The sequence below is a fragment of the Gramella sp. AN32 genome (assembly GCF_023718305.1).
Taxonomy (GTDB): Bacteria; Bacteroidota; Bacteroidia; order Flavobacteriales; family Flavobacteriaceae; genus Christiangramia; species Christiangramia antarctica.
Genome location: NZ_QEYO01000015.1, coordinates 67,925 through 85,585, shown reverse-complemented (window position 1 = coordinate 85,585; position 17,661 = coordinate 67,925). Strand labels below are relative to the sequence as shown.

General features: G+C 38.4%; 10 protein-coding genes. 1 reads left to right on the top strand and 9 read right to left on the bottom strand.

Features of this window, described 5'->3' with window-relative positions; genetic code table 11:
* Nucleotides 1-14: 14 nt before the first annotated feature.
* Together DHD80_RS14920 and DHD80_RS14915 are read right to left on the bottom strand one after the other, a co-directional pair.
* Nucleotides 15-3,041, bottom strand: a complete 3,027-nt coding sequence (locus DHD80_RS14920) for a TonB-dependent receptor (protein ID WP_251742260.1) — start codon at nt 3,039-3,041, stop codon at nt 15-17.
* A gap of 241 nt (nt 3,042-3,282) precedes the next feature.
* Nucleotides 3,283-6,069: a triple tyrosine motif-containing protein gene (locus tag DHD80_RS14915; RefSeq protein ID WP_251742259.1), complete on the bottom strand. Its 2,787-nt coding sequence runs from the start codon at nt 6,067-6,069 to the stop codon at nt 3,283-3,285.
* Nucleotides 6,070-6,274: 205 nt separating this feature from the next.
* Between DHD80_RS14915 and DHD80_RS14910 the strand changes: the two genes are divergently transcribed.
* Nucleotides 6,275-9,874: a metallophosphatase gene (locus tag DHD80_RS14910; protein WP_251742258.1), complete on the top strand. Its 3,600-nt coding sequence runs from the start codon at nt 6,275-6,277 to the stop codon at nt 9,872-9,874.
* 32 nt (nt 9,875-9,906) lie between these two features.
* Here the strand turns inward: DHD80_RS14910 and DHD80_RS14905 are convergent, their stop codons facing one another.
* From DHD80_RS14905 to DHD80_RS14875, 7 genes are all read right to left on the bottom strand, one after another.
* Nucleotides 9,907-10,572 (bottom strand): haloacid dehalogenase type II, encoded by a 666-nt coding sequence (locus DHD80_RS14905; protein WP_251742257.1) that lies wholly within the window; start codon nt 10,570-10,572, stop codon nt 9,907-9,909.
* Nucleotides 10,573-10,633: 61 nt separating this feature from the next.
* Nucleotides 10,634-11,173: a lipid-binding SYLF domain-containing protein gene (locus DHD80_RS14900; protein WP_251742256.1), complete on the bottom strand. Its 540-nt coding sequence runs from the start codon at nt 11,171-11,173 to the stop codon at nt 10,634-10,636.
* 129 nt (nt 11,174-11,302) lie between these two features.
* Nucleotides 11,303-11,848, bottom strand: coding sequence for a lipid-binding SYLF domain-containing protein (locus DHD80_RS14895; RefSeq protein WP_251742255.1), 546 nt, complete (start codon nt 11,846-11,848; stop codon nt 11,303-11,305).
* 337 nt (nt 11,849-12,185) lie between these two features.
* On the bottom strand, nt 12,186-14,150 hold the full coding sequence (locus DHD80_RS14890; RefSeq protein WP_251742254.1) for a glycoside hydrolase family 97 protein: 1,965 nt from the start codon (nt 14,148-14,150) through the stop codon (nt 12,186-12,188).
* A 37-nt stretch (nt 14,151-14,187) separates the two neighbouring features.
* Nucleotides 14,188-14,844, bottom strand: a complete 657-nt coding sequence (gene fsa / locus DHD80_RS14885; RefSeq protein WP_251742253.1) for a fructose-6-phosphate aldolase — start codon at nt 14,842-14,844, stop codon at nt 14,188-14,190.
* A gap of 6 nt (nt 14,845-14,850) precedes the next feature.
* Nucleotides 14,851-16,470 (bottom strand): sodium:solute symporter, encoded by a 1,620-nt coding sequence (locus DHD80_RS14880; RefSeq protein WP_251742252.1) that lies wholly within the window; start codon nt 16,468-16,470, stop codon nt 14,851-14,853.
* A gap of 1 nt (nt 16,471) precedes the next feature.
* Nucleotides 16,472-17,659 (bottom strand): aldose epimerase family protein, encoded by a 1,188-nt coding sequence (locus DHD80_RS14875; protein ID WP_251742251.1) that lies wholly within the window; start codon nt 17,657-17,659, stop codon nt 16,472-16,474.
* Nucleotides 17,660-17,661 lie beyond the last annotated feature (2 nt).

Here is a 17,661-nt window from a genome sequence, read left to right as displayed (position 1 = left end):
TTCATCTTCATTTTTTAAAATTTAAAGTTTAATCCTGCTGTATAAACTCTGGGTACCGGATAAAACCCCTGATCTATTCCACCCCCAATAGGGTCTCCGGAAGATGCAGAAGGATCATAACCATTATATTCTGTTAAGGTGAAAGCGTTATTCACTGAAACGTAAAATCTTAATTTTCTAATGCCCAGTTGATCGGTTATATTTTCACCCAGACTGTAACCCAACTGCACATTTTGAAGTCTTAAATAAGAACCGTCTTCCACAAAAAAGTCTGAAAAAGTATTATTCCCATTCGCACCTGTACTCACTCTTGGATAATCATTACTTGTATCTTTGCCTGTCCAGCGGTCAAGTACAAAAGATGTTTTATTCGTCCTGGTTTCGTTACGATCATAAGCTCTTACGATATCATTACCAACAGATGCAAAGGCATAAGCGACAAAATCGAAATTCTTATAATTGAAGCCTAAATTAAGACCCATGGTATAATCTGGAATCGGATCTCCAATTTCTACACGATCATCTGGAGTGATCGTCCCGTCACCGTCCTGATCTATAAAACGTAGATCTCCCGGACTTGCGTTAGGCTGATTTCCTGCGGCAACTTCAGCGGCATTTTGGAAAATCCCGTTGGTTTGTAAGCCGTAGAAGTAACCAATAGGATGTCCTGCTTCCATTCTTGAGGGGGCATCACCCTGTCCCACGGCGAAAAATCCTCCGGGAACAAATCCATTTTCATTGGCAACAGAGAGCACTTCATTTTCTAAAGTGGTTAAATTGAAATTAATATTGAATTCAAAATCGTCATTTACAAATTGATTATATGCCATTGAAAATTCCCAACCTTTATTTTCTACAGAACCTGCGTTTACAATAGGTGCACCGGCACCGGGAGCTCCAACTCCTAAAATTCCGGATACTTGTGGCACTAATAATAAATCATCGGTTTGTCGTTGGAAATAATCCACAGTAACATCCAGCTTATCGTTAAATAATTTTGCGTCCACACCAATATCAAAAGCAGTTTGTTCTTCCCATTGTAATTCAGGGTTAGAAAGTCTTCCGGCGGCAATTCCGTAAAAAAGTGTATCGTCAAAAACGTAAGTCCCTTCACCATTGAGTAGGGAAACATATCCAAAAGCACCAATACGGTCATTTCCCAGGATCCCATAACTACTTCTAAGCTTTAAGAAATTTACAATATCGTTCTCCCCATAAAAATCCTCTTCACTAATTACCCAACCTGCGGAAGCAGAAGGAAACCAGCCAAATTTGTTTTCAGGACCAAAATTGGAAGATCCATCACGACGTATTACTGCGGAAAGCAAGTACCGCTGATCGTAGTTATACTGAAGTCTGGCAAAATATGACAGCAATCTGGAATCAAAGATCCTGTTGCTTACATTCTGATAATTATCCACCACATCTGAAGCATTCTCGATACTTGCATTTTCGTAAAGGTTTCCAGGAATATCAAAACCTGTAAAACCGTAAAAATCCCCTGTAGTTTTAAATACGGAAGTACCTAAAAGAGAGGTTAGGTTATGAAGTTCATTAAATGTATTTGTATAAGAAAGAAAAGCATCAAATGTGTAATCCCGAAAATAATTCGTGCTTTCATTAACTACATTTCGGTCTATATTAAAAACTTTTCCTGAACCATAGAAAGCAGTAGGTAAAAAGCTATTTCCCCTAACTTCAGAATAGTTGAACTGGTAGCGGGTTTCCGCTTTAAAATGTTCAAAGAAATCATAGCTTAAACCTAATGTCCCGGTAATTTTATCTACCTCGGAGTTGTTATAAGTATTCGCTATTTGAGCTACGGGGTTGATCACCTCGTTCCCTAAACCTTCGGCAAGGCTAAAATCCCCATTTTCATCAAGGACAGGAATAGTGGGCGCCATGTTGATTGCGTTGAACAATACCGAACCAAGACTGTTTTCCGCAAGCGTTTTTCTATTGGAATGTGTATAAATAGCCGTGGTGGAAAATTTTAGATCTTCCATGATATCATAATCGAAATTCATTCTTCCCGTAAATCGTTCAAAATTTGAAGCATTCCCACCTACGATCCCATCCTGATCGAGATAACCCGCGCCAAAGGAATAGGCTGTTTTTTCACCACCCCCAAAAACACTAAGGTTAAGGTCCGACATGATTGCCTGCTGAAAAACCTCCTCCTGATAATCGGTTCCCTCGCCTAAATTTCTAAAGTTTGGGAATGGGGGATTTTGGCCCCCGGCGGCGAAAGCTTCGTTAAGGATAACGGCATATTCAGTGGCATTTAAAACGGGTAATTTCCTACTGGTTTCCTGCACGCCGGTATAGGCATCAAGTTCCACTCTCAAATCAGAATTTTTGAAACCACCTTTGGTGGTGATTAAAATTACCCCGTTTGCTGCCCTAACTCCATAAATACCTGCTGTAGCATCCTTAAGGACACTAATACTTTCAATATCATTTGGATTAATCACACTTAAATCCTCAATAACAGCGCCATCCACGAGAATCAAAGGTCGTGAATCCCCATTAGTCGAAATCCCACGAATACTAATAGTAGAAGCACTTCCCGGAGAGCCGGAAGTTGAAGTAATATTTACCCCGGCAACTCGACCCTGTAATGCCTGTTCTACTCTTACCGGATTTAGATCTTCTATTACATCACTACTTACCGTACTAACCGCCCCGGTAATTTCTTTTTTGGTTTGGGTTCCATATCCAATTACTACCACCTCATTAAGTGCCTGGGCATCTTCCGCCATTTGAATATTTATAATCTGCCGATCACTTACCCGAACTTCCTGGGAGATAAACCCGATATAACTAAACTGAATTACATCTTCGGGAGACAAATTATTAAGTGAATAATTTCCGTCAAAATTGGTGGTTGTTCCCTTTGACTGGTCTTTCACAATAACATTTACTCCAAGAAGGGGTATTCCATTAGAATCGGTAACTGTACCGCTAACAGATCTACCCTGTGCGTTCGCCGTAAATAACCCGCTCCATAATAAGAGGAATAGGCAGGTGTATTTTTTCATGTGTATAATTGTTAAAATTGAAAGTACAATATAGGGAGGGAGTGTTAAGTATTGGGAAGAACCACCTTTACAAAAAATCTACATACAATTAAACCTCAATTATCTTTACACAAAATTATTGTAAAATAAGAAATAGAAGGACTTACGATAAAAATAAGACTTCAAATAAATTAACCGAAAGGAAAGGTTAATTCTCCATCATGTTAAGGCTATGTAGAGTTATTCTTCTTTATTGTAAAGTTTAAAGATTTAGAATATACTCCGTCAAATTCACATTTCTGTCTAAATCCATCTTTTTACGCAAACGATATCGTTTAATTTCCACGCTTTTAGTTGAGATATTCAAGAGTGGAGCAATTTCCTTTGAAGACAAATTTAATCTGAGATAAGCGCAAAGTTTAAGGTCACTGGAAGTTAATTCAGGATGCAAGTTTTTAACCTTTTTGAAAAAATCCTTATCGGCATTACTAAAAGCTTTTTTGAAGAATTCCCAATTGTCTTTTTCATTAATATCCTTATCTATGGTTTTAATCACCGACCGAATTTTTGAAGAATCGGCTTTGTCTTTCAATTCATCTTTAATATGCGTAAGAAATTCATTCTTTTTAATCATACTCATAGTAGATACAGCCAGTTCCCTGTTCTTACTATCCATTTCCTGCTCCAGCTTTTCATTTTTCAATTTAATGATCTCCTGTTCCGCCTGCAGATTTTTAAGTTTTAAGGCACGCTCGTTTTCCAATACTATCTTACGATGATGCCTGTTATAAAGTACATTCACCAGTAAAATAATTGCGATAATGATGAACACATACAGGAAGATCGCTATATAAGACAGGTAAAACGGCCTCTTGATCTCGAATTCATAAGTAGAAATTTCACTTTGCTCATTTCCGACTTTTGAACGAACTTCAAAAGTATACTCTCCAAAGGGTAAGTTTTCAAAACTGGCCATAGACCCGGTATCCCACCTGCTCCATTTAGCGGTTAGCCCTAACAGCCGGTAACTATATTGTGCTTCTAAATATTTGGAATAATTAGGGGTGCTAAATTCAAAGTCGATATTATTATTTTTAAACCCAAATTCTCCCGATTCATCAGGCTTTACCTGAAACTTTTCAGAATTAATATCTCCGGCGACTATACTATTTATATGAACGGAAGGAGTTTGCTTAAAAGAAGTAGCATTATCAAATTTTAAATACCCGTTTGAAATACCTACCAGATATTCATTTTCATTAATTTTGGAAAGGTTTTCATAACCTACGGCAATATTCCTGAATTTTTGATCGATATAGATCACCTTAAGTTCATAGGAATTATTTAAAGAGGCCCTACTTACCTCATAAATTCCTTCATTTCCAAAGGCCCAGATTTTTTCAGCATTTGTATCGCTTACCACTCTGCCGGAAAGTCTGCTTTTATTCTTAAATAATTCTTCGAGGGAATTCTTTTTTGAAAAAACCTCCCTCCTTTCATTGAACTGGTAAATGTGTTCCTGGGTGCTATAGTAAAGCGTGTCGTTAAACTGAAAAATACTGGAGTTCACACCAGATTCCTCTTTTAGGGGATAATTTATAATTGAAGATACCTGCAGCGAATCATTCAATTTTATTCTGAAAACTCCTTTATGTTCATTGCCAATCCAGATATCACCTTTATCGTCGATCTCGATAAATTTAGAGGAATGCGGAAAACCTTCAATCATGGGAGTATCCACAATAGTATTATTATCCTTCTTTTTTAAGAAACTGATCCCGTTGTAATGTCCCTGTATAAAAGTTTTCTCATTCACTGCTTTAACCAGCCATGTTCCCAAGCGATCAGAAATTTTGGTCGCCTTATTACCGTCTATCTGAAAAGTACCACTATTATGTCCACAGAAGATTACTCCGTTTTCTTTCCTGATATCCCATACCTGCCCATTGGTTCCCGAAATAAGATCAAATTTAGATCCCCCATTATCACGATAATATAAACCCTGATTGGTTCCAAGATATAAGGCTTCCCCCTCCGCTAAAAATGAATAAACCGAGCCAATCTCGCCGCGATTATCCTCAAAACCGGTCACAGGTGAATTGAGGTCCAAAAGAGAAATTCCAAAATCCAGCCCCGCCCAAACATTGCCCGTTTTATCCTCATATAAAGCAAGTGCAGTATTGTTCAGCAAATCATTTTCCTGGTTGAAATGATGAAGCATTTTTCCCTCTGAATTAATTTCAAAAATTCCCTTGCCCACGGTTCCCAGTAAGATGTTTCCATTCTTCAAATAATCGGCTGAAAGGATTTGTTGGTTGTTAAATTCCGAAGTGGTTTCAGTAAAGAAAGGCACCAAATTATTTTCATCCCATTCATAAAATTGTGCATTTTGGGAAACGTATGCCAACTTGCCATTCCTTTTAAAAATTTCGATTACTGCCTGATCTTTTCCTAATTTCTCCTGCGGAATAAGGAGTTGTGGTTTCCCATTTTTTATATTAAAAAGCCCTTCACCCACATACTGAAAGTAAATTCCATCTTCCAGTTTATAAAGCGCAGAAATTGGTTTGCCCCGGGAATTCTCCATAAGGATAATTGAATTGGGTTCCGGATCATAAAAATATACCCCTTCAAAACTTCTAAAAATGATCAATCCTTCATAAGATTCAATATTCCAGAATTGTTCCCCGTCTACCATGAGATTGGGAAATTTATCGTTTAGTGAATGATATTCAAGTTCCTTGAATTCATTTTTGGTCCAGTAACCAAATTCCATATAGGCACCGGTATAAATCCTATCTTTAAATGATAAAACCGACCGCACCACGGTTTTATTAGGCACTGGATACAAATTCCACTTTTCACCGGTAAATTCCAACAATCCGCTATTATTGGCGAAATAAAAATGATCATCTAAAGATTGGGAGACCATCCAGTTTTGATTTCCCGCAGCGTAATCATTTGGGGTGAAATTTACTACCGGAGGTAATTCCTGAGCGAAAATCGATAAGCACAGGAAGAAAAATATTGAATTAAAAAAATTGTTCAAAAAAAATATTTTTGGTGTGATTGAAAGGTAATCATCCTGGTTCAAAGCTGAAAATAATTCGTTAAATTGCTTAAAATGTGTTAATAAAATTTTTAGTTGTAGATGTTAAATATTGATAAAGCCCAATGAAGATTCATTTTTATTGAATTTTTTTGACGGTTAACTATACTACTTTTGGTGAATTATCAAACAACCTAACTCATATATGTCTCAAAGTACCAATTCAGTTTTTCCGAAAAACCTACTTACTTATCTCGGTTTAATAATTTTCCTTTTTACGAACACTACCATATTAGCCCAGGAAAAAAACAATATCCACTCTGTATACATCACTTCCAATACAGGTATACGTGATGACGCTTCCAACGATAAAATTCTTTCTGAAATCGTGAGAGCTTCAAAAGAAGAAGATTCTTCAACTTTAGTAATCACAGGGAACATCGTCCCTAAAGGAGGTTTTCCAGATAAAGATAATGGGCGTGATCGGGTTGAAGAATACCTGAAAAAAAACCTGCTTTCTAAAATTGAAGAATTCAAAGGAAGGGTTATTATCACTCCCGGTTATAACGAATGGCAGGAGGATGCCCCAGATAATATAGATGATCTTGAATCATTTTTACAGGACAATTCAAAAGTGAAATTTTGGCCTAATGACGGTTGCCCTATCGAAAGCGAAAGCCTTAGCGATGATGTTCAGCTTATTATGATCGATTCACAATGGTATCTCGAAAATTGGGATGAACATCCTTACATCAATAATAAATGTGACATAAAAACACGTACCCAGTTTAGGGAAGAATTTAATGATGAACTGGAGGATAACCAGATGAAAACCGTGTTAGTAGCGGTGTATCACCCGGTGATGACCCAAACCAAATTAAATTTTTTCGAAAAAATAATTGGTACGGGAACTCAAACCCGTAGGAATCCAGATTTAGCCAAATTAATGGGAACTTTGTCCACCCTTGCCCAACAATATCATGATGTAATATTCCTTTCCGGACAGGATCATAACTTACAGTATTTGCAAGACGATGGAGTTGAACAAATCATATCTGGGGTAACTCAAAATCCAAAAAAAGCAAATCCAATCAAGCGTCATGGTGATTTTGCGGCTTATGACCTGGGTTATGCTAAGATGAATGTTTTTAAGGACGGGAGTTCAGATGTAGAATTTTTTAAAGTTACACCATCGGGCTCCGAAGTTATTTTTAATCAACAAATATCCCGCGAAAGACCGAAACTATCTGATGTCACCTGGCCAAAGCAAAAATTAGGTAAAACCACCATTTCCTCTGTTTACACCGAGAAGGAAACCGATAAGGATGGCTTATTCAAAGCTATCTGGGGACAACATTACAGATCTTTTTATAGTAAAAAATTCGAATTTCCAGTCCTGTATTTAGATACAATCCCCGGGAATCTTGAAGTTTTGGGCGCCGGTGGTGGTCACCAGTCCAGGTCTCTTAGTTTTATAGACGATGATGAACATGAATATACACTAAGGGCACTTAAGAAAAGTGCCTTACAATACCTGCAAACATCAGTTGTTCAAACGCATTATGTGGAAGATTTTTTAGAAAATACCATCGCAGAGCGATATGTGCAGGATTTTTATACTACCGCTTTCCCCTATGGAACATTTCCTGCTGGTAGATTGATGGATGAATTGGATATTTACCATCCTAATTCAAAATTATATTATGTCCCAAAACAGGAAGCTTTGGGAGTTTTTAATATTGACTATGGGGATGAACTTTATATGTTTGAGAAACATGTAGGAGATGAAAATAAGGATCTCGAGGTTTTCGGTAATGCTGATGATATCGTGAATACCCCAGATCTTTTTCTGAAGATAAGGGAATCAAAGGATATTTATGTAGATGAAGATATGTTTATAAGGGCCAGGCTGCTGGATATGCTGATGGGCGATTGGGATAGACATGATGGGCAATATGAATGGGCAGAATTTGAAGATGATAAGGGAGGTAAAAAATATCTCCCTATTGCCAAAGACCGGGATCAGGTTTTTCCAAAAAATGATGGCTTTGCCCTCACCCTTTTGAAACTGGGTTTTTCACAATTTAGAGCTTTGGAAAATTATACCGATATGGTGAAAAGGCCAAAATGGTTCAATGTAGCCGGGTATCCTCTGGATAAAGCTTTTATTAGAAATGCACAATGGGAAGACTGGCAAAAACAAGTAGATTATATTCAGAATAATATTACTGATGAAGTGATACAGGAAGCATTTGCAGTATTACCCGCTGGAATCAATAAGGATCAAAATGTAGAGCATATAAAAACTACCCTAAAAGCGAGAAGAGGCAATCTTGAAAAAATCGCCCGGGAATATTATCAGCATCTGGCTGAATTTGATATGTTTATTGGTACTGATGATGATGATAAATTCCTTATTACCAGGAAAGCTAAAGGGATTACTACTGTCCAGCTTAAAAATAAGGATGGCGACATCAAAGCTGAAAAATCATATAATTCAGATATGACCAGGGAGGTTTGGATTTATGGCCTGGATGGTGACGACGAATTTAAGATTGTGGGGAAAGGCTCCCAATTGGTACCATTAAAAATAATTGGCGGGGAAGAGAATGATATTTATGATTTTCAGAACACCAGAAAAGCAAAACTTTACGATTATAAGAGTAAAGACAATACCATTAAAACCCCGGGTGCGCATAAAATGTTAGTCGATTCTTACGACATCAACAATTATGACCCTAAAAAGAAAAGAATAAGAGAGTATACTTTATTTCCAGGTGCCGATTTTAATTCGGATACTGGTTTTAAACTTGGTATTAAAAACACCTATACAACATACGGCCTGGCCAGAAACCCCTTTACCACCAGGCAAAGCCTTAGCGGTAACTACTTTTTCGCTACGCAGGGATTCGATGTAGAATACAACGCAGAATTTGCACATATTTTCTATAACTGGAACTTCGGCTTAAATGCCTATTATTCCAGTCCGAATTTCACATTGAACTACTTCGGAAGCGGTAATGATAGTGAATATGACCCTGATGATGTAGCCAAAGATTATAACCGGGTTAAAGTTCAACAATGGCATTTTGCCCCATCGCTCATCTGGAGAAATGGCAAAAAAAGCTCTTTTACCGTCATGCCCATGATAGAATCTATGGAAGTAGATTATGATGAAGGCCGTTTTGTAGCAGATACTTTTACACCAGCCGATCCAATTTTTGAAAGTCAGCTTTATGCAGGAGGGGAATTGAATTATAATTATTTTAATAAAGATCGGGAAGCTTTTCCATCCAGAGGTGTAGAACTGGATCTTACCGCAGGTTATAAAGCGAATATCGACGAATTTGATAATAAATTTGCATACGTAAGACCCATGTTAGCGCTGGATTACCCGTTGCATGAAAGTGGTTTTGCCGCATTGGCCACCAAAATTGGCGGGGAAGCGATAATTGGGGATAATTATGAATTTTATCATGCTGCAGTTTTGGGTGGTGGAGATCAAAATAGCCTAAGAGGTTATCGTAATCAGCGTTTTAATGGTAAATATGCTTTCTATCAAAACATCGATATTAGAAGTGGTGTTGCACAATTTAGGACCAATTTTATCCCAATTCGTATGGGAGCCAGCGTTGGTTTCGATTATGGTAGGGTTTGGCTGGATGATGATAATTCTAATGACTGGCATACCGATTGGGGTGGATCGATATTTATAAATGCCTTCAAAGCTTTTACCGGAAATATTGGATACTACGTAGGTGATGAAGGAGGAAGATTAAATTTCACCTTTAATTTCGATTTTTAAAAAAACTAAATAACCAGGGTAAATAACCGATCTTAGCGGAGTTTTTCCGCGAGATCGGTTATTTTTTTCACATCAAAATTTGGAGTTTTAGACAAAGGATATAAAACTTTATCCTGCCGCCTGATGAATGCTGTTTGCATCCCAACTTCAGAAGCTCCATAGATATCCCAACCATGGGCCGCGACCATCATGGCATTTTCTGCGGAACAGTTTTCACTTTCCAAAACATAGTGATAAGCTTCAGGATGGGGTTTATATTTTTTACAACCCTCAATACTATAGATATTGTCGAGGAAACCGGTCAAATTTGAATTATTTAACTGTTCCTTTAAAACATCAGGTTTCCCATTGCTCAAGGCCACCAGCCTATATCCTTTCTCTTTCAAAATCTCAAAACCTTTGGGAACATCGGGATACGCGGTTAGTTGCGTAATGGGTTCCAGGATACTTTGAATATCAGATTCTGTAAACTTCAAATTATGCTGAACTGCATTCATCTGTAGGACTGCCCGGGCAATCTCACTGAAATTTTGATAATTACCGATCGTACTTTCTACCAGACTATAATGCAGCAGTTGCTCAAACCAGATCTCTGCCACCTGGTCATGCTGAAACGCGTTATTGATATTCGCTTTTAACGGACTCATATTCAACAAGGTTTCATTTACGTCAAAAACGATAAGATTGGGATTCTTCATTGTTTCTTAGGATTAAAAAAAGCCGACAAATTGCCGGCTTTTAAATTCAATATTTCAACTATTAATTCAATGGAATATATTCAAATTTTTGTCCTCCAACCGAAACTTCGATCATTGCTCCAGCCTTAGGCATAGTTGCAATGGCCAAACCATCTCTAAATTCTACAGATTTTGCCACTCCATCATCCATCGCCACGGCAGATGCATTTCCTGAAAGTTCAAAATTTCCATTTTTAAAACGCTCTAATTCTTTGGTGGTTTGAAATAAAATCACCTGTCTAAAAGCCTGGCCCCCTAATTGAAAACCTATATCAACCTGTTTAAGTTTGGCATATCCAATAAGATTACCTTTTTGATAAACTGCTCCATTTCCTGAAGCACCCCCCGCAACCATGGCACCTTTTCCCACATTAGGAAAGATCGCATAACCTTCAGATTTTTGAAATAATTCGTCCAGATTGGTGCTACTGTTAATGAAAGCTGTCTTGGCAACCTGGGCATCTTTTGCAATCTGATCTTTTTTTACATTATCGATCGTAGAAGAACAACCAGACAAAGCCAGAACGAAAAAGGCCATTACGGGTAAAAATAATTTTTTCATAGTTTTGATTTTTTATTACGCTTAAAGGTACTTACAATTCAATTCGTCAAGAGTTAATGCTTTGTTATTAAACGCAAAAGGATAAAAAAAGCCGATTCTTAATCGGCTTTGTAACATATAAGTGCTTAATTATTTTGCGGTATATCCAAATCGTTGTCCGGCAACTGAAACTCCAATCATAGCTCCTGCTTTAGGCATTGTTGCTACGGCAATTCCATCCTCAAACTTAATAGTTTTAGATTTACCTTTTTCGATAATTACAGCGGTTGCATTTCCGGAAAGCTCATATTCCCCATCTTTAAAATCATTCAGCGCATCCTTAGTTTCGAAGAATAGCACTTCGCTATAAGCTTCACCACCTACCTGAAGTCCAACATCAACCTGCTTTAGATTGGAATATCCAATCATAGTTCCGTTTTCATAAACAATCCCGTTTCCTGAAGCGCCGCCAATGATATATGCCCCTTTTCCAACATTTGGAAATATGGCATATCCAGCCGAGCTAGCAAACAATTCCTGCACGCTTGCATCAGCCTGGATCATGTTGGCTTTCGCATCATTTGCATCCTTTATCAAAGAATCTACATTAGCATTTTTCCCGGGGCCACAACTTGTTATTGCCACGAACAACATTAATAATCCTGCCATACCTAAATAACTGCTTAATTTTTTCATTATTTTATTTTTTTGGTTACTCGAATTTAAGAGATGGATGTGGGGAAGACTGTTAAGCCGATGTTATTTAAGCAAACTTTAAAACAGTATGCTAATATCTGTTAAGCTGTTTTAGGAAGGGATTTAAAAAGTAGCCTCGCCAGAATATATATCCTGGCTGAGTTGCCCTTTATGATGGGCTTTTAACTTGTTTAACTTTTGACGATCGGTGAATTTTTAACTCGCTGATTTTCAAATTTAAACAAATTACACCCTATATAATAAGTAATTTAGAATAATGTCAAGTTAATAAAATTAGTGAAAATTAAAATACTTGTTTAACTACTTGAATTCTTTTCTATTTACTGATTAAAACAGCCCCTCCTTCGGGTAAAAGTTCTAAAGTGATTGCACCATTATTCCCGACTTTCACATCTTTCGTTCCGGCAGTTTTATCATTTTTATCATAAATCATTTGAACCTTTTTATCTGCCAGCATAGGAAATTCTACTTCCAATTTTTTAGGTTTTTTCTCCCCGTTGACTGCTGAGATGTACCATTTTTCACCTTTTCTTCGGGCCAAAATGACCTCCTTTTCAGGAGCACCGGAAATAAATACCGTTTCATCCCAGGTAGTGGGGACATTTTTCAAAAAATCCAGTACAAATTCCGGTTGTTCTTCTAAATTATTTGGGGTCAATCCAAAATGCTGAATGGGTGAAAAATATAGCACCGATGTAGCCAGTTCAAAAGCATCTGTGGTACTGCGAACTGTCCCCTCCTTTTGATCTCTGGACAGCTTCTTATTCAGAAAAACAGGTGCGAAATCCATGGCTCCCACGGCATTTCTGGTAAAAGGCAAGAGCGTGGCATTTAGGGCGTGCTTATCTAAAGCATCCTGCCGGAAGACAAGATTTTCTGATGCCAGCACCGCTTCAGAACTTACAAAGTTTGGGAACATTCGTTGCCATCCACGGGGTAAAGTGCAACCATGAAAAATAACTCCAAGGCCATATTCATTAGCATCGGATAAAATATCTTCATAAAGTTGCATGGTTGATTGCTTGTCACCCCCGAAAAAATCTACTTTAATACCTTTCACCCCAATCTCCTGCATCCATCGCATTTCTTTTTTCCTTTCAGGCGAAAAATTCATCTTATCTTGCGGAGTCTGCGGAGCATTGTTCCAGTATCCGTTGGAATTATACCATAAAAGTGTCTTTACATTTTTGGAGTCGGCATGGTTAATCAGCTCTTCTATTCTTTTATAACCGATATTCCTGTCCCAATTGGCATCAATAAGAATATATTCAAATTTAAGATCTGCGGCGAGGTCGATAAATTTAACCTGGTCATCATAATTCATACTGTTATCCTGCCATACAATCCAGCTCCAGGTAGCCCTTCCCATTTTATAGTCTTCCGAAGCCTCATAAAGCGGTTTCACCACATCAAAAGCTACCGTGGACTCAACTATTGGTTTTAAGGTTTCTCCCAGTGTAATTGTTCTCCAGGGCGTTTGGGCTGGCAAGGCCATGGATGGAAAGGTTTCACCTATTCCGTTATTTTCAGCTTCCTGCGGAAAATTCAGCTTATAAAGTCCTTTGGCTATGCCCTCGCCCAATCTGGAACCTACATATTGTCCATGGACGCCTGTTTCAGAAATTAATATCCAGCCATTTTCAGCTAATTTGAACAAAGCGGGAAAAGTATATCCCACGCCATATTGAGAAGGCGTTCCCATAGATCCGTTGAGGGTATATTCTTCCTCATAGCTTGGCTTGGTATTCTCCCAACCGGTCATAGGTAGCGCCTGTGGCGTGATATACGTAGTCGCATAGTCCGGAAGATCGAATCCTGTGGTTTCTTCTTTTATGCGAATTTTGGTTTGATCATTTCCCGGAATAATTTTATAGGAAAACGCCACATCGCGATCGCTTATGCTGAAAATTACCTGCAGCGTATCCTTATTTTCATTCGTAAATGTACTAACCAGTTCTCTTGCCGTATAATTTACCTTACTCACCTTAGCCCTATCCATTTCATAAGTTTCAGAAATAGCCGAATCTTTAGTTGAAATAAATTTTAACCCAGTTGAAAAATCTCCTATGGAAGTTTTCAATCCCAGCGGGGAATCTTCCAGAAAAACTTCGTCTTTCAACTGAATATGATAGAGCAATGCTCCATTTTCATTCAGCTTTAGCTCTACGGAAAGGTTTTTATCCGGGCTTTTTACATTCCCGACTGTTTGCGCCAACATACCGAAGCTACTCGCAGATAGTAGAAGAAGAATTAAAGCGTATAAAGTGTGTTTATCACTCATGGAAAAGGTTTTTCTGAATATAGAGGTGCTTTTTCATTTAAAGATTGAATGACTTGGCATCTTCCAGGAATTTCTCCAAACCTGAATCTGTTAATGGATGTTTTAATAATCCCTCTATAGAAGAAAGCGGACCGGTCATCACATCGGCTCCAAGTTTCGCACAGTTTATAACGTGCATGCTATGCCTGATGGATGCTGCTAAAATCTCGGTCTCAAAACCGTAGTTATCATATATAAGCCTGATATCTGCAATTAACTGAAGGCCGTCTGTAGAAATATCATCCAGCCTGCCCAGAAAAGGAGACACATAAGCGGCCCCGGCTTTTGCGGCAAGCAATGCCTGCCCTGCAGAAAATACCAGAGTACAGTTCGTGCGAATGCCATTATCTGAAAAATATTTAATGGCCTTCACCCCTTCTTTGATCATGGGAACCTTTACTACAATTTGTTCATGCAATTGTGTAAGTTCTTTTCCTTCCTTAATAATATTATCAAAATCTGTGGCAACCACTTCCGCAGAAACATCTCCATCAACAATTTTACAAATATCAAGGTAATGCTGAAGGATATTATCTTTCCCGGTGATCCCTTCTTTTGCCATCAACGAAGGATTCGTAGTCACCCCATCCAATACACCTAGATCCTGGGCTTCTTTAATTTGATCAAGGTTAGCTGTATCTATAAAAAATTTCATATCTAATTAATTTCCATTAAAGAATATCATCACCCCGGCAACTATAATCAATATTAAAATTGACACAGCGATATCTTTCCAGTTATAACTTGTTTTGTTTTTTCTTTTCTCTTCCGCTGAAATAGTTTGAAAAGTTAGGTTCTCAATCTTTTCATCAGCAGGAGCAGGAGTTAGTAAACTCACCACCACGATCAATATAATACAGAAAAGGAAGAACCATGCCCCAAAGGAAAGGAAGTTCATATCACCCAGCAGAAACAAAAAACTATCGGGATCAAGGGAATCTTTTACTATTTCCAGAACAATACGCAATGCGCCCACAAGTAATCCAACCACCAGCGTGGTTAAAGCGCCCTCTGAGTTGATCCGTTTGTAGAAAATACCGAGAAGGAAAACTGCCGTAATCGGTGGTGCGATATACGACTGGACACTTTGTAAATATTCATACAAGACTCCGGAGATATTTGCCATAATTGGGATCCAGATAATCCCGATAATTACAATAAATACCGTGGCGATCTGTCCCGTCTGAACAAGTTTCTTTTCAGGGGTATTGGGACGTAGTTTTTTATAAATATCTACCGTAAATAAAGTAGAGCACGAGTTAAATACTGAAGCCAGGGAACTCATAAGGGCTGCTAATAATCCTGCGGCAACCAGTCCGCGAAGTCCTGAAGGCAATAAATTACTCATCAATACCGGGAAAGCTTCATCCGGGCTATCCCAATGAAGTTCTCCTCTCATCTTCAATGTTAGCGCGATAATTCCCGGAATTAGGAATAAGAATACAGGAAGCAATTTTAGCAAAGCGCCGAAAATAGTACCTCTTCGTCCTTCTTTGATGTTCTTAGCTGTTAGAGCGCGCTGAACGATATATTGGTCGGTACACCAGTACCAGATTCCAACAATAGTACTTGTGATCAATAATGAAGGCCACGGAAAATCGGGATCGGTAGCCGGCCTCCACATATCAAGGTATTCGGGACCAACAGTCTGGGTCATACTTTCCCAACCCCCTACTTTGTCTAAACCTATAAATGTAAGTGCAGCCGCTCCAATTACCAAAATAATCGCCTGTAAGGTTTCGGTATAAACCACGGCACGCATTCCGCCAAGAACGGTATAAATTCCCGTTAGGATAACTGTACCAAGAGCTCCAGTCCAGAAATCTATTCCGAGTAAAGCTGATACTACTATCCCACCGGCATAAATAGTTACCGATATCTTGGTAAGCACATAGGCAATAATTGAGAATATTGAAAGGACCCAGCGAGATCGTGCATCAAATCGTTTCTCCAGAAATTCAGGCATTGTAAAAACACCACTACGGGCATAGAAGGGAAGAAAAACCCAACCTAATATTAATACTACCCAGGCCTGTATTTCATAAATAAGCATGGGTAGTTTATCCCCTGCGCCAGCTCCGGCAAGCCCAACAACGTGTTCCGAACCAATATTGGAGGCGAAAATAGATGCACCAACTACAAACCAGCCAACATTTCTACCCGCTAAAAAATAATCTTCTGTATTCGACTGTTTTTTTCTAATCACCCAGACCGCAATTCCCACTAACACAGCGAAATATATCGAAATGGTGATCCAGTCTAATGTATCTAAAATTTGCATATTATTTAACTGAGAATTTATAAGAGGTTTCAGAAGTATAGGTTGATCCCGGTTCCAGTACTACGGAAGGAAAATCCTTTTGGTTTGGTGAATCTGGATAGTGCTGGGTTTCCATACAGAAACCGGTACGTTTTTCATAATTTCCGCCACCTTTGGCAGGCAACGTGCCGTCCAGGAAATTACCAATATAAAACTGAAGTGCTGGTTCATTGGTATAAACTTCCATAAACCGACCGCTCCCAGGTTCATAGGCGGAAGCTGCAAATCGCACTCCGCTATCCTGTTCATTCAATATCCAGCAATGATCAAAGCCGGGACCTCTTTTTAGCTGTTCATTCGAATTTTCCTGCTCCATGCCGGTGGCAATTTTTACAGGTTCAGTAAAATCGAATGGAGTTCCCTTTACCGGTTTAAGTTCCCCGGTAGGGATTAAAGTTTTATCTACCGGCAGGTATTCATCAGCATTTATTTCAACTACATGATCAAGGATTTTTTTACTGAAATCACCTGTTAAGTTGAAATAGGAATGTTGCGTGAGGTTTACAACGGTTTTTTTATCGGTAGTCGCTTCATATTTGATATGTAACTCATTGTTTGAATTCAGGGTATAGGTTACGGTAGTTTCTAGGTTTCCAGGGTAACCGCCTTCTCCATCTTTACTGGTATAGCTTAACTCTAGTGAGGCTTCATCTTCCCCTGAACTTGGCTCAATATTCCAAAGTACCTTATCAAAACCTTTATTCCCTCCATGCAGACTATTGGGCCCATCATTCGTATCTAATTTGTATTCCTTTCCGTCAAGCGAAAATCTCCCCTTGGCAATACGGTTTCCATACCGACCAATGATCGCCCCAAAATAAGGGCTGCCATTTTCATAATCCTGAATATTATCAAATCCAAGAACTACATCTTTATATTCCCCATTTTTATCAGGAACCTTTAAAGAAGTAATGATCCCGCCATAACTAATTACGCTCATTTCGAGTCCTGCGGAATTGGAAATAATATATTTCTCCACTTCTTTACCGTCGGCAGTTTTACCAAAACCGCTTTGATCTATTTTCATTCCCGGTCCATCTGTTTTAGGACTAGTTTCAGGTTCCTTATTTTTTTCCGCATCCTTACACTGGATAAAAATTAGAGCCAGTGCAAGGCTTAAAATTTTCAGAGGTTTATAAAGGTTGTTCATAA